This window comes from Donghicola sp., assembly GCF_025210255.1.
GTDB classification, from domain to species: Bacteria; Pseudomonadota; Alphaproteobacteria; order Rhodobacterales; family Rhodobacteraceae; genus Donghicola; species Donghicola eburneus.
This window is the reverse complement of the sequence record NZ_JAOARZ010000015.1, coordinates 1-20,784: the sequence shown is the minus strand read 5'-3', so window position 1 is coordinate 20,784 and position 20,784 is coordinate 1. Positions and strand designations below refer to the sequence as shown.

The window sequence follows — 20,784 nt, the reverse complement described above, 5'->3', positions numbered from 1 at the left end:
AATCAAAACGTGACGAATGTTCTTGTGACCGGGGGTGCGGGCTATATCGGCTCGCATGCCTGCAAAGTTTTGAAGCAGGCCGGTTTCACGCCGGTCACATTCGACAATATCTCGACCGGTTGGGAAGACGCTGTAAAGTTTGGTCCTTTAGAAAAAGGTGACCTGCTCGACCGCGCTCGAGTCGACGAAGTTTTCGAGAAATATAAGCCTGTTGCTGTCATGCACTTTGCCGCCTTTAGTCAGGTTGGCGAGAGCATGAAAGACCCGGGCATGTACTGGCGTAATAACGTTCAGGGTTCACTTACCCTGATTGAAGCCGCCGCAGCCGCGGGTTGCCTCAACTTCGTGTTCAGTTCGACTTGTGCCACCTATGGTGAGCAAGACGGTGTCATGCTTGACGAGGATTGCGCGCAGTATCCGATCAACTCGTATGGGGCGTCGAAGCGCGCGATCGAAGATATTCTGGCGAATTTTGACGATGCGTATGGCATGAAGAGCGTGATTTTCCGCTACTTTAACGTTGCTGGTGCAGACCCAGAGGCCGAAGTCGGTGAATTCCACCAGCCCGAAACGCACCTGATCCCAGTCATGCTGGATGCGATCGCGGGCAAGCGCCCTGCACTGACGATCCATGGCACCGACTACGATACGCCTGACGGAACATGCGTGCGCGACTATGTGCACGTCATCGATCTGGTCGAAGCGCATGTTTTGGGGGTGAAGTGGCTTTTGGATGGCAAGGGGAGCCGCGTGTTCAACCTTGGCACCGGCTCTGGTTTCTCGGTCCGTGAGGTGATTGATCATTCGCGCGCTGTCACCAACCAAGAAGTACCCTACGAAGAAGGGCCGCGCCGCCCCGGAGATTGTGTAAAGCTTGTATCCGGTTCCAAACGGGCGTTGGATGAACTTGGGTGGGAGCCCAAGCTTTCTACGCTGGAGCAGATGATTGGCGACGCATGGCGCTGGCACCAAACGGGCCACTACGACAAATAAGGCTGCACGCCTTCTGGACCTGTCGCGGCTCACCAGCCGCGCGGGTCGTACACTAACCGGCGTTGACCGTGTTGAGCGTGCGTATCTCTGTGCATTTCTAGATAGCGATGTTCCCTGTTACGGTCTGGTGCGAACTCAGCTCGGCTATATCCTGTTGGGTCGGCAGGGGATGGAAGCATTACGAGCGGCGTCTGTCGATGGCCGGATGGTGGCTGGTATTCTGCCAATTTTGCGCAAGCGGGCCGTGGGGCGCCAACCCAAGGCGCTGCTGTCGAAAATGCTCCGCAAGTATTTGCCATCGGGTACGACTTACGTGAACACGGGGCACAGCAATCTGTCCAAGCGCGTTGTGAAGGCGCTTGGAAAACTGCCCGAGGCGCGGATTGCAGTGTTGATCCACGATACGATACCGCTCGATTTTCCGGAGTATCAGGCAGACGGCGCAACTGAACGGTTCGCCAAGTTCCTGAAACGTGCCTGCGACTCTGCCGACCTCCTGATTTATAATTCCAAGCAGACTGAGCAACACGTCCAGCGCCATGCCTCAGGCGTATTACCCAGAGGCATTGTTGCCCATTTAGGGATAGATTTCGCAACAGCTGAGCCTGGAGAATTGCCCGAAGGTCTGCCGCCCAAGCAGCCATTTTTCCTGACGGTCGGGACCATTGAGCCACGCAAGGCTCATGGCGTCCTCTTGGATGTGTGGGAGGTGCTGGAAGAAGAGCTTGGGAATGAAACACCGACGTTGTTGATTTGCGGATCACGGGGCTGGAAAAACGAATCTGTATTCCGGCGCCTTGATGCACTGGACCGCAGCAGTCATGTCCAAGAGGTCGCAGGCCTGTCCGATGGAGCAGTTGCCTGTCTGATGGACGAAGCGACTGCGCTATTGTTTCCTAGCTATGCAGAGGGCTTTGGACTCCCTGCGGCAGAAGCAGCACATCACAATACGCCTATTGTATGTAATGACTTACCGATTTATCGAGAATTTCTAGGCAATATACCCGTTTACGCGTCCTCGGGTGATGCTAAGCTCTGGTATCAGTGTGTTATGAATGCTTACAGGACCGCCCTTGAGAAACAGGGGGGCGTAGAGACTGAAGCAAGACGGTGGTCGCCTCCGACGTGGGAGGCTCATTTCGAGAGGGTACTACCCCTGATCTAAGGTCGGGCCAGCCCTCTTGTACAAGGGGGAAGATTGGGAGCGATCCAATCATACGGACTGCGGCTGGAACGCAAACGCTGGCGCTATCGCGCCATGCGCAAGAGCCGTGAACTCTCTCCTTTAGTAAATCGAACGGCCTATATCCGCGAAGCGGACCTTTTGGTGTTTTGCACTCTGCGGAACGAGGCAAAACGTTTGCCATACTTCCTAGAGTACTACCGAAACCTCGGCATCAACCATTTCCTTTTCGTGGACAATGACAGCACCGATGGCTCGGCCGATTACTTGGCCGAACAGCCGGATTCTTCCGTGTGGCGTACCAATGCCAGCTACAAGCGGTCGCGCTTTGGCATGGACTGGATCAACTGGCTGCTGATGAAATACGGGAACGGGCACTGGTGCCTGACCGTCGATCCTGATGAATTTCTGATCTATCCGTTTTGCGATACGCGGCCGCTGCGGGCGCTGACCGACTGGCTCGACGCGTCGTCGATCAAATCCTTCGGGGCGATGCTGTTAGATATGTACCCCAAGGGTCCGATCGGCACACAGCCCTACCGGGCGGGACAAGACCCGCTGGAAATCGCGATGTGGTTCGACAGCGGCAACTACACGATCGAACGAAACCACAAATACGGTAACCTCTGGATTCAGGGCGGCCCGCGTGCGCGCGTCTTCTTCCCTGATGAGCCCTATCATGCGCCTGCGTTGAACAAAGTGCCGCTGGTGAAATGGGACGACCGCTATGCTTATATTAGCTCGACTCACTCGCTGCTGCCGCGTGGTTTGAACCTGATCTATGATGAATGGGGCGGCGAGAAATCCTCGGGCGTTCTGCTGCACACTAAATTCCTCGACACATTTACACACAAGGCAGAAGAGGAGTTGCAACGCGGCGAACATTATGCGGGCAGCCGAGAATACAAAATGTACGCCGAGCGCGGGCAAGTGAGCCCAGATCTGTGGTGTACGTGGTCGGAAAAGTACATCAACTGGCGCCAACTCGAAATTTTGGGGCTCATGTCCAAGGGGAACTGGGCATGAGTTTGGGTGTCATCCTCTTGATCCACAACGCGCTGGATCGTGTCGAGCAAGTGGCGCGGCATTGGGCGACGCACGGCGTTCCGGTCGTCATCCACGCGGACTCGCGCATGCCGAACTCGCGCTATCAAATGCTGATCAAGGGGCTTTCTGATCTAGAGAATATTCGCTTCAGTGCGCGTCATAAATGTGAATGGGGGACGTGGGGACTGGTGGCCGCGTCGCAATCCGCAGCAGAGGTTATGCTGCAGGAATTTCCATCTGTGCGGCACGTGTATCTGGCGTCCGGCTCTTGTTTGCCCCTGCGTCCCGTCGAAGAATTGGTGCAATATCTGGCAGAGCGTCCGAACACCGACTTCATCGAATCTGCAACGCTTGCAGACGTGCCTTGGACTATTGGCGGACTCGACCACGAACGTTTTACGTTGCGCTTCCCATTTTCATGGAAGCGAAACCGCAGGCTCTTTGATCTGTGTGTCGATTTCCAGCGGCGTTTCCGGATGCACCGTCAGATGCCCGACGGCTTGATCCCGCACATGGGCAGCCAGTGGTGGTGCCTGACACGTCAAACCCTTACAGCGATTTTGCAAGACCCGCGACGGGGAATTTACGAGCGGTTCTTCCGCCAAGTCTGGATTCCGGATGAGTCCTATTTTCAGACACTGGTGCGCTTGTATTCCCGCGACATCCAGAGCCGGTCTCTCACCCTGTCGAAGTTCGACTTCCAAGGGAAGCCACACATCTTTTACGATGATCACCTGCAGCTTTTGCGGCGTTCGGACTGTTTTGTTGCGCGGAAAATATGGCCCTATGCGGATCGTTTATACAACGCATTTCTGACGCCACAGCCTGATGCCTTGAACCGGACAGAGCCGAACCCCGGCAAGATTGACCGCATTTTCGCCAAAGCGGTCGAGCGACGTACCCAAGGCCGGACCGGCCTGTATATGCAGAGCCGTTTTCCGAACCCTGACTGGGAAAACGGCTTCACAGCATCTGAATATTCGATGTTCGAAGGGTTTTCCGAACTTTTTGAAGATTTCGAAAGCTGGCTCGGGCGACTAACGGGTGCCCGCGTGCATGGTCATCTCTTTGCGCCCGAACGCGTCAACTACGAGGGCGGGGTCAAAGTGATCAATGGCGCGCTCTCAGACTCAGCCGCGCTTAGGGATCGCAATCCTCGGGCGTTTTTGACGAACATGATCTGGAACACGCGCGGTGAGCGGCAGTGTTTCCAAGTTGGCCCTGCCGACCACATCCAAGAGGTCGAATGGGATATCGCCAAAGACCCGAATGCGCAGATTTGCGTGATTACGGGCGCTTGGGCGGTTCCGCTGTTCAGATCGAACTTGGATTTTTCGGAAATTCGCCGCACCGCCGCCGAACTCCAGCGCCGCGAAAGCCGGCATTTGGATGTGCTGCGTTCGCCCTACGCCAAGGCGCGCATCCATATCTGGAGCCTTGCCGAATTCGTTGAGGCACCGATGGAGCCGCTTCAGGCCATAATTGGCGAAATCGGGCAAACCGATAAACGACGCCTGACAGAGGCACCGAAGATGGTGAACCTGACGGGCTTTGCACAATTCCTACAGAATTTGAAAAATCAGGGCATGCACCCCTATCTAACCGGCGATTTTCCGAACACACTCGAAGAGCGGGAGAAGCCGCGCAAACCGCGTAAACCCTATTTAGTAAAGTAAATTTCTATGTCGTCAAAATTCGATTTGTTTGTTGTTCTGGCTGAAATGCGAACAGGCAGCAACTTTCTCGAGGCGAACCTGAACGCTCTGGACGGCGTCAGATGTCACGGAGAGGCATTCAATCCGTTCTTTATCGGCTACCCGAATGCCGATGATGTTCTGGGCATCACGCAGGACAAGCGCGAGGCCAATCCCGATCACTTGCTAGATACGGTGCGGAGTGCCGAGGGCCTAAACGGCTTTCGCTATTTCCACGATCACGACCCGCGTGTGATTGATGGTCTTCTGGCCGACCCGCGATGCGCTAAAATTATTCTGACCCGCAATCCGGTCGAAAGCTATGTGTCTTGGAAGATAGCGCAGGCGACCGGGCAGTGGAAACTGACGGATGCCAAGAACCGCCGTGAGGGGCAGGCGGAATTTAAAGGCGACGAGTTCATTAGCCATATCGAGACGCTGCAAGCCTTTCAAAAGAAGGTGCTGCGTGCGCTGCAAACCACTGGGCAAACGGCGTTCTATGTCGCCTACGAGGATTTACAGGACGTCGATGTGATGAACGGGATGGCTGCGTTTCTGGGTGTCGATGCACGCCTGCCAGCGCTGGATAAGAAGCTGAAAAAGCAGAACCCAGCGCCTCTCTCTTCGAAAGTGGCGAACTTCGAGGAGATGGAGAGCGCGTTATCGCGGCTTGATCGTTTTGATCTGACGCGCACCCCGAATTTCGAGCCACGCCGGAATGCCATGGTCCCGACCTATGTAGCTGCAGCCGAGGCGCCCCTGATGTACCTGCCCCTCCGTTCAGGGACAGAGAATGCGGTTTGCGAATGGATGGCCGCCTTAGATGGCGCTGACTTAGATGCACTGCAGTGCGATTTCACTCAGAAGCCATTGCGTAAGTGGAAGCGCGCGAACCGCGGACATCGCACTTTTACAGTGGTCACGCATCCGCTGACCCGCGCGCATCGTGTCTTTTGCGAGCGTATTCTGGGGACAGGCCCCGGCGCATTTGGCGAGATTCGCGAAGTTCTACGCAAACGCTACAAGCTGCCGATCCCCAAGAAGGGCGCGGGAGAGGCGTACGATGCTGCCGCGCACCGGCTGGCGTTTCTGGGATTTTTGCAGTGGCTCAAGGGCAATTTGGCAGGGCAGACCAGTCTTCGGGTCGATCCTGGTTGGGCATCGCAGTCGCAAATGATCCAAGGCTTTGCCGAATTCAATTTGCCTGACCTGATTGTCAGGGAAGAACAGATCGAACTAGGCCTGTCGCAGGTATGCCAGCAGATCGGCCGGGATATGCCCGCGTTTTTGGGCGTATCCGAGCCGGACTGCCCAGTGCCGCTAGCCGAGATCTACGACGACGAAATAGAAAGCGCGTGCAAGGAAGCTTACGCGCGCGACTATATGATGTTGGGTTATGGCCCTTGGGATAAAAGGGGTCAGGCCGCCTGATTGGCCTGATCTTCGGTCAACACGGCGTGCAGCGTGACCGCTTCGTTATTGGCGCGCAGCTTGGTGCGCATGGCCTGATCTTTTAGCGTCCGTGACACGACGGCTAAAGCTTTGAGGTGTTCGACCCCTGCATCTTCGGGCGCGAACAGCGCAAAGACGAGATCTACGGGCTTGCGATCCACCGAACCGAAATCAACGGGCTTTTCCAGACGCAGGAACACGCCTTGGACGCGGTCAATCTCGGCGAGACGGGCATGAGGTAGGGCAACGCCATGTCCCACACCTGTCGGGCCAAGGCTTTCGCGTTCCACCAGCGCCTCGACGGCGCGGGCGCTGGGGATGCCCAAAGCTGCCTCAGTCAGGTCTCCGATATCCTGAAACAGACGTTTTTTACTAGAACAACCAATAAGGGTCTTCACCGCCTGCGGCGACAGAATATCTGAGATTTGCATGAGTTAGCTTTTGCCTAGGGCTTTCGCGGCGTTATTGCCCGGTACTACGGGGATCGATCCAACCGATATTCCCGTCATCTCGGCGATGTACAACGTTTACGCCACCATGTTTCTCGTTTCGGAAGACCAGCATCTGAGAGCCAGCCAGTTCCATCTGCATTACCGCCTCGCCAACTGACAGCGAGGGAACTTTCGTCTCCATTTCGGCGACGATAATCGGCTGCAGGCTTTCTGGCTCGATCGCCTCGTCGTCCTGCGCATCTGCGGCGAGGATATACGAGGAAGCACCGATAGTTTCAACAGGGCTTGTGCGATCCTTGTGGTGGTCCTTCAGGCGGCGTTTATAGCGGCGCAGCTGCTTGTCCATTTTCTCTGCGCAGTCTTCGAAGGTTGCATAGATTTCGGTGCCATGGGCCCGTGCTGCCGCGTTCAAACCGGTCGACAGATGCACGGTGCATTCGCAGACAAATTCGTGCCCCGACTTCGAGAAAGTGACCTGCGCATCGGTTGGGCGTTGCGAGTACTTTTCCAGTACCTCACCCAGTCGATCTTTAACGTGGGTGGTCAGTGCTTCGCCAACGTCGATCTGTTTTCCGGTGATTTGATACCGCATGGTCTTTTCCTTCTTATGTGCAAGGACGGACCGCCCGCGCGGGGTACTTGGTCCGTACAGTTGCGTGGGGATATTGAGCGACCTGTCCCTGACCCGAGTGCTCGGGAAGGCTATGCAGGATTGACCTCATATGGCGACAGGTCTGGCTCATATGACCATTTGGTGACAGTCCGAGGGGAACTGTCAATCGTTTCTCGCAAAAGAATTTTGTGAATGGCGTGGACTAGCTGATACGAAAATCGCGGCCCAGATAGACGCGGCGCACGTTTTCGTCTTTGACCACCTGCTCGGGGGTACCGGACATCAGAACGCGCCCATCATGAAGAATGTAAGCGCGATCAACGATTTCCAAGGTTTCGCGTACATTGTGGTCCGTGATCAGAACGCCGATTCCCCGCTTTTTGAGGTCGGCAACCAGATGACGGATGTCCCCGACCGAGATCGGGTCCACACCAGCAAATGGTTCGTCTAGTAACAAATACTTGGGATTCGCTGCAAGGCAGCGTGCGATCTCGACCCGGCGACGTTCACCACCAGATAGGGCCAGCGCGGGGGCGCGGCGCAGGTGCTCGATCGAGAAATCGCTCAGCAATTCTTCGAGCCGTTCTCGGCGGGTGTGGGGGTCGGATTCGGCAATTTCCAGAATCGCGGCGATGTTGTCCTCGACGCTTAGGCCGCGGAAAATCGACATCTCTTGAGGCAGATAGCCGATACCCAGCTTGGCACGGCGGTACATTGGGAAGCGCGTGACTTCGGCGCCATCAATGGTCACACGCCCGCCTTCGGGCGCGACCAGACCAGCAATAGCGTAGAAGCTGGTCGTCTTGCCCGAACCGTTGGGCCCCAACAGGGCCACGACCTCTCCGCGATGCAAAGACATGCTGACATCACGGATGACAACGCGCTTGCGGTAACTCTTGCGGAGGTTCTGGATCTGAAGGCCCGCGGAGCCTTCGGACACGGTCAGTTCGGGCGAAGAGCTCATTGGCTTGAGCCTGGATTGATGATCGTGCGCACGCGGCCCGTCATCTGAGCCGTGTTGTCCGACAGATTGATTCGGGCCTCATTGCCACTCAAGACGTTCCGGCCTTGGGTCAGCAGAACGCTGCCGGACAGAATTACGTAGTCGCTCTCGACGTTGTATTCGGCGGTTTCGCCCTCGGCGGCGTCTTCGCCAGACGTCATGGTCACGCCGCCCGTGGCCAAGACCTTGGCAATGCCGTCTTCGACCTCGGGGGTTGCGGCGTTATCCTCGCGATATGTGACTTCGACGCGGGGCGCGGTCATGCGCATCTTGTCCTGCACAATCTCGACATTCCCAACAAAGACGGCGGTATTCGCAGTGTCATTCACCTCTAGCGAATCTGCGACAACCTCAATCGGGGCATCGGTATTTTGGTCGGATGCGCCAAATGCGGTTTGCATCCCTTGTGCCAAAACCGGCAGAGGCAGCATCACACACAGGGCCATTACCTTGCGAAACATTATTGTTGCTCCTCTGATCCTTTGGAATTTCCTGTGTATATCAGGCGAACCCCGTCTTCGAAAACAGCTAGAATGCCGTCCTGATTTTCCGGCACCGTAAGGTGCATGCGTCCCGCTTGCAAATCGCCGAACGGACCGGTGCCCGTGATTGGGCCGGGACTGGTGATGTCTGTGCGGTTCATCGCCGAGATCATTTCATCAGACCGCAGGGTGTATCCGTCAGACGTATCAATCGCCACATTTCCAGACAGCGTCAGGGTTTTCGTCCCTTCGATCCGCCCCGAATCAGAGGTCATGTCGATAGTCGTACCGTCGATCCGCTTGAGCCGCGCGACGATGTTTTCGGCAGTGCCACCGTCCCCGTCCAGAACAGGCGCGGCCGACTCGGCTACAATGGTTAGGGCAGAGCCGTCCTCGGTCGTGGTGGCGTAGTTGGGTTTGCTGAGGCGCTGTTCGCGCAGGCGCTCTTCTAGATCAATATCGGCAAAGGGGATCGCAGCCTCTGGGTCGATCTGACGGGAAAACAGGAACACGGTCGACAATAGACCAAGGGCCACCATCGGGAGGATGATCTTGGCCCAAGAGACGATGACCGAATAGGTATTGCGCTGTGAGCCTGCCATCACCCGAACCGCGAAAATAAAGACTTAGTGCGAGAAGATGTCGACGTCCGACCAGCCCGCGAGGTCTAATTGGGCGCGCGTGGGTAGAAAATCAAAGCATTTTTGCGCGATCTCTGCGCGACCTTCGCGTTCCAACATGCGGTCTAGCTCTTTCTTTAGCTTGTGCAGGTGTAGAACGTCGGACGCGGCATAATCCGTCTGTGCTTTGGTCAATTCGGGGGCACCCCAGTCGCTGGATTGCTGCGCCTTGGAGATGTCGGTGCTGAGGAGGTCCTGCAGTAGGTTCCGCAGGCCGTGGCGGTCCGTATAGGTGCGGACCAGTTTGCTGGCGATTTTCGTGCAATAGACAGGAGCGGCGAGAGCCCCAAAAGTGTTGTACATCGATGCAATGTCGAAGCGACCGTAATGGAACAGCTTCAGCACATCTGGATTTTCCAAGAGACGACACAGGTTGGGGGCTTCGGTCTGTCCTTTTTCTATCTGGACCAGATGGGCGTTCCCGTCACCAGAGGACAATTGCACAACACATAGGCGATCCCGATGCGGCACTAACCCCATGGTTTCGCAATCAATTGCGACTGCCGGACCAAGGTCGAGGGCATCTGGTAGATCTTGTTTGTACAGAAAGTTTGCCACGTGTTCCTCCAGTCGTTAAACTAGGAGGAAATGGTGCCCAGGAGAGGACTCGAACCTCCACGTCCATACGGACACTAGCACCTGAAGCTAGCGCGTCTACCAATTCCGCCACCTGGGCAGGTGTCGTGGGGCGGCTTCTACGCCCAGTGCCTAGGGGCGTCAACAGCTTTTTTCGGGGAAAATGCAAATTGTTTGAATGCGCTTGTTTGACCTCCTGCGCGGCGCTACTAAAGACCCCAACGAATATTGGCCGGAGGCTATGACAATGGCGCAGCTCGTCACCATTTTTGGCGGATCAGGTTTTGTGGGGCGCTACATCGCCCGTCGTATGGCTCAGCAGGGGTACCGCGTGCGCGTGGCGGTACGTCGCCCGAACGAGGCCGGCTTTGTACGCACCTATGGTGTTGTCGGTCAGGTCGAGCCCATTCTGTGCAACATCCGTGATGATGCCAGTGTTGCGGCGGCGGTTGCGGGTGCAGATGCAGTCGTGAACTGCGTTGGTATTCTGGCGGAAAGCGGCAAGAACCAGTTCGACACCGTTCAAACCGAAGGTGCCGCGCGTGTGGCGCGTCTGGCAGCCGAAGCTGGCATCAGCCGTATGGTCCAGATCTCTGCGATCGGCGCGGACGAAAACAGCCCCAGCGAATATGCTCGCACCAAGGCGGCAGGCGAAGCGGCGGTTCAAGAGCACATGCCAAGCGCTGTGATTCTGCGTCCCTCGATCATCTTTGGCAACGAAGACGAGTTCTTTAACCGCTTTGCTGGCATGATCGGTCCGGTCATTCCCGTCGTGGGCGGCAGCACCAAGTTCCAGCCGGTCTATGTGGACGATGTGGCCGCGGCCGCAGTCAAAGCGATCAACGGCGATGTGCCCGCTGGTGTCTATGAGCTGGGTGGTCCGGACGTCCGTACGTTCCGCGAGCTGATGCAGGACATGCTGGGTGTGATTCACCGCCGCAAGATGATCATTGGTGTTCCGTTCTTTGCGGCGTCGATCATGGGCAGCGTTCTGGATTTCGTGCAGACCATTACCTTGGGCCTGTTCACCAACGGCATCCTGACCAAAGATCAGGTTCAGAACCTGAAGTCGGACAACGTGGTGTCCGAAGATGCCAAGGGCTTTGAGGCGTTCGGCATCGTTCCGACCAACTATCACGCTGTTCTGCCGGACTATCTGTGGAAGTTCCGTCCTTCGGGCCAGTACGATGCGATCAAGGCGTCGGCCAAGAACATGCGCGGCTAAACTGAGCTGCACCAAATAAGACAAAGGGGCCCGCGAGGCCCCTTTTTGTGGGCTGGTTTCGGGGTTAGCCCGTATGAGCCCAGATCAGCAGGCCGATTCCAAAGACGAAGCGGTAGATGACATAGGGCGTGAAGCTGACGCTGCGCAGAAGGCGCATCATGAGGGTCAGCGCGAGCAGGGCCGAGACAAAGGCAAAGACCGCAGCGATGGCCCCGTCCTTGGCGGCAGAGGCGTCTGCGGTTGCAACAACCTCGATTCCCAAGAGCGCAGCCGAGGCGAGAATCGTGGGAATCGACATCAGCATCGATATTTTTGCCGCGTCATGGCGATTATAGCCCATAAAACGGGCACCCGTGATTGTGATGCCGGACCGTGATGTGCCTGGAATCAGGGCGACGGCCTGCCAAAACCCCAGCATGAGCGCGTCGCGTGTGCCCCATTCGCGGGCTTCTTTGGTCTCTGGCCCCTTTTGGTCGGCCCAATACAGGACAATGCCGAACAAAAGCATCGTCCAGCCAATGACTTTGACCGACCGCATCGCATCATCAAGGCCGGTGACTTTGAGTGCGAGGCCCAATAAAATAACGGGAATCGTCGCGATAATCAGGCTGAAGGCCAGTCGGTCGCCGTCGCTGTTGATCCGTCCGCGCAGGGCGTTCGGCAGGCCGATCAGGCCCGCTTTGACATCGGACCAGAAGAACAGAACGACGGCGAAAAGGGTGCCGAAATGCACCGCGACATCGATGACTTGGCCCTGATCCTCCATGCCGGAGAGGGCGGGTAATAGAATGAGGTGGCCGGAGGAGGAAATGGGCAGAAATTCCGTGATCCCTTGGATCACGGCGACTAGAAATAAATGAAAGAGGGTCATGCTGCGTCCGCAATGGAAATAAATACTGCCGCTGCAGCATAGGGGGTGCTGATATCTTTGGCGAATATTTCCTTTAGGTCCGGATCGGACTTAAAAAACGCGCTCAAACCGCAAATTTCTGCGCTGCAAAGCTATAAATCAGAATTTAGGTCAGTACTTATGACTTTTCATCTGATCCAGACTGTTTTAATAGGCGCTCAACAGAGAAACCTTTAGGGAGCTGACCACCATGGCGAAGCAACCCATGCTCAAGTTCGTTAAAGTCGAACGCGACATGCCGACGAAGCGGACTGCAGAAGACCGCAAACAGGACTTCAACGAGATTTATGCCGAGTTCGCAGCCGCCAAGGCGAACGAACAGGCCAGCCGTTGCAGCCAGTGCGGCGTCCCTTACTGCCAGAACCACTGCCCGTTGCATAACAACATTCCCGACTGGCTGAACATGACAGCAACCGGTCGTTTGGAAGAAGCGTATGCGATCAGCCAGTCCACCAACACCTTCCCCGAGATCTGCGGCCGTATCTGCCCGCAGGACCGTCTGTGCGAAGGCAACTGTGTGATCGAACAGTCCGGCCACGGCACTGTCACCATTGGCGCAGTCGAAAAGTACATCACCGACACCGCGTGGGATAACGGCTGGGTGAAGCCCATCGTTCCCGACGCAGAGCGCACCGAAAGCGTTGGCATCATCGGCGCAGGCCCCGGCGGTCTGGCGGCGGCGGATATGCTGCGCCGCGCTGGTGTTCAGGTCACCATCTATGACCGCTACGACCGCGCAGGCGGCCTGCTGACCTACGGCATCCCCGGCTTCAAGCTGGAGAAAGACGTTGTGATGCGCCGCAACAAGCTGCTCGAAGATGGCGGCGTGCGCTTTGTGCTGAACTGCAACATCGGCGAGGACCTGTCGTTCGACGAGATCCGCGAACAGCATGATGCCGTGATCATCGCGACCGGCGTATACAAAACCCGTGATTTGCAAGGCCCCGGCGCTGGCGCCAAGGGTATCGTTCGCGCGATCGATTACCTGACCGCAAGCAACAAGGCATCGTTCGGTGACGAAGTGGCTGAACTGGTCGACGGCACGCTGAACGCCGAAGGCAAGTCGGTTGTTGTCATCGGTGGTGGCGACACCGCGATGGACTGTGTGCGGACCGCGATCCGTCAGGGTGCGACCTCGGTCAAGTGTCTGTACCGCCGTGACCGCGCCAACATGCCCGGCTCGCAGCGCGAAGTGCAGAACGCCGAGGAAGAAGGCGCAGAATTTGTCTGGCTGGCCGCGCCCAAGGCGTTTGCCGGTGACCCCGTCACCAGCGTGAAGGTTCAGCAGATGCGTCTGGGCGCCCCCGATGCGTCGGGCCGTCAGAGCCCCGAAGTGATCGAAGGCGCGGATTTCGACGAATCTGCCGATCTGGTCATCAAGGCGCTGGGCTTCGAGCCCGAGGACCTGCCCAAGCTTTGGGGCACCGATGGTCTGGAAGTGACCCGTTGGGGCACCGTAAAGGCGAACTTTGGCACCGGTGAGACCAGCCTCGATGGCGTCTATGCAGTGGGCGATATCGTCCGCGGCGCGTCGCTGGTGGTCTGGGCGATCCGTGATGGCCGCGATACCGCGCAAGCCATCCTGGAAAAGTTTAACGCCAAGGCAGCCATCGCCGCCGAATAAGGGTCTGGCCCACGTATGGTTCGGGTATGGCACACGTCATGACGTTGTGCCTGCCGCGCCAAGCCAGTGAGATTTGATTAGGGCAACAGCCCTGACCCACCAGCGAAGGAAGGGTTAAAGCAATGCAAAAGTTTGATGAGAACTGGGTCCGCGCCGAGGAAGAAAAGCGCAAGTGGATGGACGAGAACAGCCTCTACCGTGAAGAGGCAGAGCATTCGTCCTGTGGCGTTGGTCTGGTCGTCAGCATCGACGGTAAATCCAGCCGCAAGGTTGTTGAAGCCGGTATCGACGCGCTGAAGGCGATCTGGCACCGCGGTGCCGTGGACGCAGACGGCAAAACCGGTGACGGCGCGGGTATCCACGTTCAGATCCCTGTACCGTTCTTCTACGAGCAGATCCGCCGCACGGGCCACGAGCCCAAGAAAGATCAACTGCTGGCCGTTGGTCAGGTGTTCCTGCCCCGCACCGATTTCGGCGCACAGGAAACCTGCCGGACCATCGTGGAAACCGAAGTCCTGCGCATGGGCTACGGCATCTACGGCTGGCGCCACGTGCCCGTCGATGTGACTTGCTTGGGTGACAAGGCGAACGCGACCCGCCCCGAGATCGAGCAGATCCTGATCTCGAACTCCAAGGGTGCGGACGAAGAGACCTTTGAGCGCGAACTGTATGTCATTCGCCGCCGCATCGAGAAGGCCGCGTCGGCTGCACAGATCAACGGTCTGTACATCGCGTCGCTGTCCTGCCGCTCGATCATCTACAAAGGCATGATGCTGGCCGAGCAGGTTGCGGTGTTCTACCCCGACCTGATGGACGAGCGTTTTGAATCGTCCTTTGCGATCTACCACCAGCGTTACTCGACCAACACCTTCCCGCAGTGGTGGCTGGCGCAGCCGTTCCGCATGCTGGCGCACAACGGCGAGATCAACACCATCAAGGGCAACACCAACTGGATGAAGAGCCACGAGATCCGTATGGCCTCTTCGACCTTTGGTGACATGGCCGAGGACATCAAGCCGATCATCGCGAACGGTGCGTCGGACTCGGCGGCGTTGGACGCTGTGTTCGAAGTTCTGGTCCGTGCGGGTCGCAACGCGCCTATGGCGAAAACCATGCTGGTCCCCGAATCGTGGTCCAAGCAGGCGGTTGAGCTGCCCGAATCGTGGCGCGACATGTACGCCTACTGCAACGCCGTGATGGAGCCGTGGGACGGCCCCGCCGCGCTGGCCATGACCGACGGTCGTTGGGTCTGCGGTGGTCTGGACCGGAACGGTCTGCGCCCCATGCGCTATGTTGTGACAGGCGATGGCCTGCTGATCGCAGGGTCCGAGGCGGGCATGGTGCCCACCGACGAAGCCACTGTTGTGGAAAAGGGTGCCTTGGGCCCCGGTCAGCTGATCGGCGTCGATATGAAAGAGGGCAAGCTCTACCACGACACCGAGATCAAGGACGCTCTGGCAGGCAGCCAGCCGTTCGGTGAGTGGGTCGGCAAGATCAACGATCTGGACGAAGCGCTGGGTCAGGTGACCGAGAAGCCGATGTTCGACGGTGCCGAACTGCGCAAGCGTCAGATCGCGGCTGGTTTCAGCCTCGAAGAGCTGGAGCAGATTCTGGCCCCGATGGCCGAAGACGGCAAAGAAGCACTGGCGTCCATGGGCGACGATACTCCTTCGGCTGTTCTGTCGGCCAAGTATCGCCCCCTGAGCCACTACTTCCGCCAGAACTTCAGCCAGGTGACCAACCCGCCGATCGACTCGCTGCGCGAATTCCGCGTGATGTCGCTGAAGACCCGTTTCGGCAATCTGAAGAATGTTCTGGACGAGTCCTCGTCGCAGACCGAGATTCTGGTGCTGGACAGCCCCTTTGTCGGCAACGCGCAGTGGACTGAACTGCAGAACCACTTCAACGCGACGCTGGTCGAGATCGACTGTACCTTTGCTCCCGGCGCAGACCTGCGCGGCGAGCTGGAGCGTATTCGCGCCGAAGCCGAGGACGCGGTACGTTCGGGTGCAGGCCACATCATCCTGACCGACCACAAGCTGAGCGCAGATAAAGTCGGCATGCCGATGATTCTGGCGACCAGCGCGGTGCACAGCCACCTGACGCGCAAGGGTCTGCGGACCTTCTGCAGCCTGAACGTGCGTTCGGCCGAGTGTGTGGACCCCCACTACTTTGCCGTGCTGGTGGGCTGTGGTGCGACCACTGTGAACCCCTATCTGGCCGAAGATTCGCTGGCCGACCGTATCGAGCGTGGCCTGCTGGAAGGCAGCCTGACCGAGAACGTCAGCCGTTACCGCGACGCCATCGATCAGGGTCTGCTCAAGATCATGGCAAAGATGGGTATCTCGGTGATTTCGTCCTACCGTGGTGGTCTGAACTTCGAAGCTGTGGGTCTGTCGCGCGCCATGTGTGCCGAATACTTCCCCGGCCTGATCAGCCGCATTTCGGGTATCGGTGTCTCTGGCATCCAGAAAAAGGCCGAAGACGTGCACGCGGCGGGCTTCAAGTCGAACCGCGACGTGCTGCCGATCGGTGGTTTCTACAAGTCGCGTCGTCAGGGCGAGACCCACGCTTGGGGTGCAAACAACATGCACCTGCTGCAGTCGGCCTGTGACCGTGGCTCGTTCGAACTGTGGAAGCAGTACTCGGCGCTGATGAAAGCGAACCCGCCGATCCACCTGCGCGACCTGTTGGACATCAAGCCCTTGGGCAAAGCGATCCCGCTGGAAGAGGTTGAATCGATCACCTCGATCCGCAAGCGTTTCGTGACCCCCGGAATGTCGCTGGGCGCTCTGTCGCCCGAGGCGCACAAGACCCTGAACGTTGCGATGAACCGCATCGGCGCGAAGTCGGATTCGGGTGAGGGCGGCGAAGATCCCGCACACTTCCACCCCGAGCCCAACGGCGACAACCCGTCGGCCAAGATCAAGCAGGTAGCGTCGGGCCGTTTCGGTGTGACCGCTGAATACCTGAACCAGTGTGAAGAGCTGGAGATCAAGGTCGCTCAGGGCGCGAAGCCCGGTGAAGGTGGTCAGTTGCCCGGCATGAAGGTCACGGACCTGATCGCCCGTCTGCGCCACTCGACCAAGGGTGTGACCCTGATTTCGCCGCCGCCGCACCACGACATCTACTCGATCGAGGACCTTGCGCAGCTGATCTACGACCTGAAGCAGATCAACCCGCGTTGTAAGGTCACCGTGAAGCTGGTGGCGTCGTCGGGCGTTGGCACCATCGCCGCTGGTGTTGCCAAGGCGAAGGCGGACGTGATCCTGATTTCGGGCCACAACGGTGGTACCGGTGCATCGCCTGCGACCTCGATCAAGTACTGCGGCCTGCCGTGGGAAATGGGTCTGACCGAAGCGCATCAGGTTCTGGCAATGAACCACCTGCGTGGTCGCGTGACCCTGCGGACCGATGGTGGTCTGCGTACCGGTCGTGACATCGTCATGGCTGCGATGATGGGTGCCGAAGAGTACGGCATCGGCACCGCGGCTCTGATTGCGATGGGCTGTATCATGGTGCGTCAGTGTCAGTCGAACACCTGCCCCGTTGGTGTCTGTACTCAGGACGAAGACCTGCGTGCGAAGTTCACCGGCAACGCGGACAAGGTTGTGAACCTGATCACCTTCTACGCTCAGGAAGTTCGCGAAATTCTGGCATCGATCGGTGCCCGTTCGCTGGACGACGTGATCGGCCGCGCGGACCTGCTGAGCCAGGTCAGCCGTGGTTCGGCGCACCTGGATGATCTGGACCTGAACCCGCTGCTCATCACTGTCGATGGCTCGGAGCAGATCGAGTACGACCGCAACCGTCCGCGCAACGCTGTGCCGGATACTCTGGACGCGGAAATCGTCAAGGACGCGGCACGCTTCCTTGAGGATGGCGAGAAAATGCAGCTGAGCTACGCGGTGCAGAACACGCACCGTACCGTCGGCACCCGCACCTCGAGCCACATCGTGCGCCGCTTTGGCATGCGCAACAGCCTGCAGGCGGACCACCTGACCGTGAAACTGCGCGGTTCGGCGGGTCAGGCCTTGGGTGCGTTCGCAGCGCCCGGTCTGAAGATCGAAGTGTCTGGCGATGCCAACGACTATGTCGGCAAGGGTCTGTCGGGCGGTACCGTTGTGGTCCGTCCCCCGATGGAAAGCCCGCTGGTCGCAGCAGACAACACCATCATCGGCAACACCGTGCTGTACGGTGCGACCGACGGTTACCTGTACGCGGCTGGTCGCGCAGGCGAGCGTTTCGCCGTCCGTAACTCGGGTGCGAAAGTGGTGATCGAGGGCTGCGGCAGCAACGGTTGTGAATACATGACCGGCGGTGTGGCTGTGATCCTTGGGTCGATCGGCGCGAACTTTGGCGCGGGTATGACCGGCGGCATGGCCTATCTGTGGGATCCCGAAGGTGTGGCTGAAAACCACATGAACATGGAGACCTTGGTCACCTGCACGCCGGCGAACCCGCATTGGGTCGCGCAGCTGAAGGATCTGGTCGAGCGTCACTACGCAGAGACCGGCAGCCGCAAGGCAGGCGAGATATTGCAGAACTGGGAAGAGAACCTGCCCAAGTTCCTGCAGGTCTGCCCCAAGGAAATGCTGAACAAGATGGCGCATCCGCTGACCGCTGATGGCCAAGAGGCAATCCCCGCCGAGTAAGGCACTGCACACTTGAGATAATGAACCCCGCCGCGATACCGTTGGCGGGGTTTTTTTATGCATTTGAAACAGGAGACTTGGATGACTGCCGGACTTCTGACGCCCGACGTGGCTGCCGAGATTGATGGGGCTGTGCTGTGCTGGATGGCGACATCCGATGACGCGGGGCGGCCCAACGTCTCGCCCAAGGAGATGTTTCTGGTGTATGACGCCGAACGCCTGCTGATCGCCGAGATCGCCTCGCCGCGCAGTATGCGGAACGTCCGGCAGAATGCGCAGGTTTGCGTCAGCGTCTTGGACATCTTTCTGCAGCGGGGGCACAAGATGGAGGGGACCTGCCGGATCGTGAGCCCCGAGGATGCGGATTTCGAAGAGCTGTCCGCGCCGCTGCAAGAGATGGCAGGCAGTTTCGAGGTGCGCCATGTGTTTGAAGTGACCGTGATCCGCCTGACGCCCATTCTGGCCCCGAGCTATGTGAAGCATCCCGAGAGGACCGAGGACTATTTCCGAGAGAATGCCTATCAGGCGTACGGGGTGCGGCCAGTGGACGGGCAATGAGTCCGGCGCAGGCGTTTGGTCCGGCGCGTGCTATCACTTTGATGCGGGTGGGCGTAGGGCCTTGACCGTTCTGGCGGGGCGGGCTTACTGACCTTATGGCAAAGAGCACCAAGAAAAAACCCGCAAAGAGGAAGACAACGCGCAAGACCAAGGTCAGCCTTGGGCAACGGGTGCGGCGGTGGCTGCGCTATGGCGTGTTTGCCGTGATCGGGTTGGTGGCTCTGGCTGTGATCCTGCCGTCGTTTTTGCCCGTGCCGCAGGGGTTCTATATGCGGTCCGAGGCGCGGCGGTTGGGGGACATTCAGCGGGTCTGGACCCCGATGGACGAGATTGCCCCCGTGATGGCGCGCTCTGTCGTGGCTGCCGAGGATGCGAATTTCTGCAACCACTGGGGCTTTGACATGTCGGCCATCCGCGATGCGATTGAGGATGGCGGCAATCGCGGAGCCTCGACCCTGAGCCAGCAGGTGGTCAAGAATGTCTACCTGTGGCAGGGGCGTAACTGGACGCGCAAGGCCCTAGAGGCGCTGATGACCCCGCTGGTCGAGGCGGCGTGGAGCAAACGCCGGATTGTCGAGGTCTACCTGAACGTGGCCGAGTTCGACGAAGGTATCTTTGGCGTTGAGGCAGCCGCCCGCACATATTTCGGCACCACGCCAGAGGATTTGACCGCGCGCGAGGCCGCTTTGCTGGCTGCGCTCTTGCCGAATCCCAAAGAGCGGGACGCCGCCAATCCCAGCCAGTTTGTTGCCCGCCGGGCTTCACAAATTGCGGATGGAGCGGCGACTATCGCAAGAGACGGCCGTGCCGCCTGTTTCGAGGATTGAAAACGGTCCACGAGACAGGCATTGAAGGTGAACTCCCAACAAGATCGAAGGACGCTATGAATCGCCTCTATCATGTTCCGCTCTCGCCGTTCTGCCGCAAGGTCCGTCTGGTGCTGGCCGAAAAGCGGATTGAGGTCGAGCTGGTCGAAGAGCGCTATTGGGAAATGGACACCGATTTCCTGCGCCGCAATCCGGCGGGCAAGGTGCCTGTGCTGCGCTTGAACGGCAAAATCCTGTCCGAGAGCATGGCCATCTGCGAGTATATCGAAGAGGTCTACCCTGACCCCGCCTTGATGCCCTATTCGCCCGAAGAGCGCTACGAAGTGCGCCGGTTGGTCAGCTGGTTCGACGACAAGTTCCATTCCGAGGTCACGCAGAACCTGCTGTACGAGCGGGTGAACAAGAAGCTGATGAAATCGGGCTATCCGGACAGCAAAGCGGTCAAGATGGGCGCGCAGAAGATCAAGTACCACTTGGACTATATGGCGTGGCTCTTGGATCATCGCCGTTGGCTGGCCGGGGACCGCATGACCTTGGCCGATTTCGCGGCGGCGGCGCATCTGAGCTCGCTGGACTATATCAGTGATGTGGATTGGCACCGGTGCGAGGTCGTCAAAGACTGGTACGCCAAGATCAAATCGCGTCCGGCGTTCCGCAGTATTCTGGCGGATCAGATTCCGGGCTTCCCGCCGCCAGCCCATTACGCGGATCTGGATTTCTGATCTGTGGTGAAGCGGGGGCCGGCCCCCGCCCCCCCGGGGGTATTGGGCCCAGATGTATGGCTGGCGGGGTGAAAGCCCGGGTGGGGGG

At 58.4% G+C, this 20,784-nt stretch carries 18 protein-coding genes and 1 tRNA gene; 11 read left to right on the top strand and 8 right to left on the bottom strand.

Annotated elements, in window-relative coordinates; genetic code table 11:
* Positions 1-9 precede the first annotated feature (9 nt).
* Genes galE through N4A58_RS04835 form a run of 5 tightly spaced genes read left to right on the top strand, consistent with a single transcriptional unit; the run spans position 10 to position 6,348 of the window.
* Positions 10-993 (top strand): UDP-glucose 4-epimerase GalE, encoded by a 984-nt coding sequence (galE, locus tag N4A58_RS04855; protein ID WP_293708199.1) that lies wholly within the window; start codon positions 10-12, stop codon positions 991-993.
* On the top strand, positions 947-2,158 hold the full coding sequence (locus N4A58_RS04850; protein WP_293708198.1) for a glycosyltransferase family 1 protein: 1,212 nt from the start codon (positions 947-949) through the stop codon (positions 2,156-2,158). The genes galE and N4A58_RS04850 overlap by 47 nt, the downstream gene beginning before the upstream one ends.
* A 33-nt stretch (positions 2,159-2,191) precedes the next feature.
* Positions 2,192-3,202: a glycosyltransferase family 2 protein gene (locus N4A58_RS04845; protein WP_072708703.1), complete on the top strand. Its 1,011-nt coding sequence runs from the start codon at positions 2,192-2,194 to the stop codon at positions 3,200-3,202.
* Positions 3,199-4,899, top strand: a complete 1,701-nt coding sequence (locus tag N4A58_RS04840) for a beta-1,6-N-acetylglucosaminyltransferase (protein WP_293708197.1) — start codon at positions 3,199-3,201, stop codon at positions 4,897-4,899. Before N4A58_RS04845 ends, N4A58_RS04840 begins: the two co-directional genes overlap by 4 nt.
* A gap of 6 nt (positions 4,900-4,905) precedes the next feature.
* Positions 4,906-6,348, top strand: a complete 1,443-nt coding sequence (locus tag N4A58_RS04835; RefSeq protein ID WP_293708196.1) for a nodulation protein NodH — start codon at positions 4,906-4,908, stop codon at positions 6,346-6,348.
* Here the strand turns inward: N4A58_RS04835 and N4A58_RS04830 are convergent.
* The 7 genes from N4A58_RS04830 to N4A58_RS04800 all read right to left on the bottom strand — a co-directional run bounded on the left by N4A58_RS04830 (position 6,336) and on the right by N4A58_RS04800 (position 10,275).
* Positions 6,336-6,800, bottom strand: a complete 465-nt coding sequence (locus N4A58_RS04830; RefSeq protein ID WP_072708695.1) for a PTS sugar transporter subunit IIA — start codon at positions 6,798-6,800, stop codon at positions 6,336-6,338. The two genes, N4A58_RS04835 and N4A58_RS04830, sit on opposite strands and share 13 nt — an antisense overlap.
* Positions 6,801-6,831: 31 nt before the next feature.
* Positions 6,832-7,413, bottom strand: a complete 582-nt coding sequence (raiA, locus tag N4A58_RS04825) for a ribosome-associated translation inhibitor RaiA (protein WP_072708692.1) — start codon at positions 7,411-7,413, stop codon at positions 6,832-6,834.
* Positions 7,414-7,636: 223 nt separating this feature from the next.
* Positions 7,637-8,398: an LPS export ABC transporter ATP-binding protein gene (gene lptB / locus N4A58_RS04820; protein ID WP_293708195.1), complete on the bottom strand. Its 762-nt coding sequence runs from the start codon at positions 8,396-8,398 to the stop codon at positions 7,637-7,639.
* Positions 8,395-8,898, bottom strand: coding sequence for a lipopolysaccharide transport periplasmic protein LptA (lptA, locus tag N4A58_RS04815; protein ID WP_293708194.1), 504 nt, complete (start codon positions 8,896-8,898; stop codon positions 8,395-8,397). Before lptA ends, lptB begins: the two co-directional genes overlap by 4 nt.
* A complete protein-coding gene (gene lptC, locus N4A58_RS04810; protein WP_072708684.1) occupies positions 8,898-9,521 on the bottom strand; it encodes an LPS export ABC transporter periplasmic protein LptC in 624 nt (207 codons plus the stop codon). Before lptC ends, lptA begins: the two co-directional genes overlap by 1 nt.
* A gap of 24 nt (positions 9,522-9,545) precedes the next feature.
* A complete protein-coding gene (locus tag N4A58_RS04805; RefSeq protein WP_293708193.1) occupies positions 9,546-10,157 on the bottom strand; it encodes a ribonuclease D in 612 nt (203 codons plus the stop codon).
* Between the two features lie 31 nt (positions 10,158-10,188).
* Positions 10,189-10,275, bottom strand: a tRNA-Leu gene (locus N4A58_RS04800).
* A gap of 147 nt (positions 10,276-10,422) precedes the next feature.
* On the opposite strand from N4A58_RS04800, the gene N4A58_RS04795 reads away from it, so the two are divergent.
* Positions 10,423-11,400, top strand: coding sequence for a complex I NDUFA9 subunit family protein (locus N4A58_RS04795; RefSeq protein ID WP_293708192.1), 978 nt, complete (start codon positions 10,423-10,425; stop codon positions 11,398-11,400).
* A gap of 64 nt (positions 11,401-11,464) precedes the next feature.
* Here N4A58_RS04795 and N4A58_RS04790 read toward each other — a convergent pair whose 3' ends face one another.
* Entirely contained in the window at positions 11,465-12,271 is an 807-nt protein-coding gene (locus N4A58_RS04790; protein WP_293708191.1) for an undecaprenyl-diphosphate phosphatase, read from the bottom strand.
* Positions 12,272-12,500: 229 nt separating this feature from the next.
* On the opposite strand from N4A58_RS04790, the gene N4A58_RS04785 reads away from it, so the two are divergent.
* The 5 genes from N4A58_RS04785 to N4A58_RS04765 all read left to right on the top strand — a co-directional run bounded on the left by N4A58_RS04785 (position 12,501) and on the right by N4A58_RS04765 (position 20,696).
* Entirely contained in the window at positions 12,501-13,934 is a 1,434-nt protein-coding gene (locus N4A58_RS04785; protein WP_293708190.1) for an NAD(P)-dependent oxidoreductase, read from the top strand.
* Positions 13,935-14,056: 122 nt separating this feature from the next.
* A complete protein-coding gene (gltB, locus tag N4A58_RS04780) occupies positions 14,057-18,589 on the top strand; it encodes a glutamate synthase large subunit (RefSeq protein WP_293708189.1) in 4,533 nt (1,510 codons plus the stop codon).
* Between the two features lie 81 nt (positions 18,590-18,670).
* Positions 18,671-19,147 carry a pyridoxamine 5'-phosphate oxidase family protein gene (locus tag N4A58_RS04775; protein WP_293708188.1) on the top strand — a complete coding sequence of 159 codons (477 nt, stop codon included), beginning with the start codon at positions 18,671-18,673 and terminating at the stop codon, positions 19,145-19,147.
* Positions 19,148-19,242: 95 nt separating this feature from the next.
* On the top strand, positions 19,243-19,974 hold the full coding sequence (mtgA, locus tag N4A58_RS04770) for a monofunctional biosynthetic peptidoglycan transglycosylase (RefSeq protein ID WP_072708665.1): 732 nt from the start codon (positions 19,243-19,245) through the stop codon (positions 19,972-19,974).
* 56 nt (positions 19,975-20,030) lie between these two features.
* The gene (locus N4A58_RS04765; protein ID WP_293708187.1) at positions 20,031-20,696 is read left to right on the top strand and encodes a glutathione S-transferase family protein; all 666 of its coding nucleotides are present in this window, start codon (positions 20,031-20,033) and stop codon (positions 20,694-20,696) included.
* The last annotated feature ends 88 nt before the right edge of the window (positions 20,697-20,784 follow it).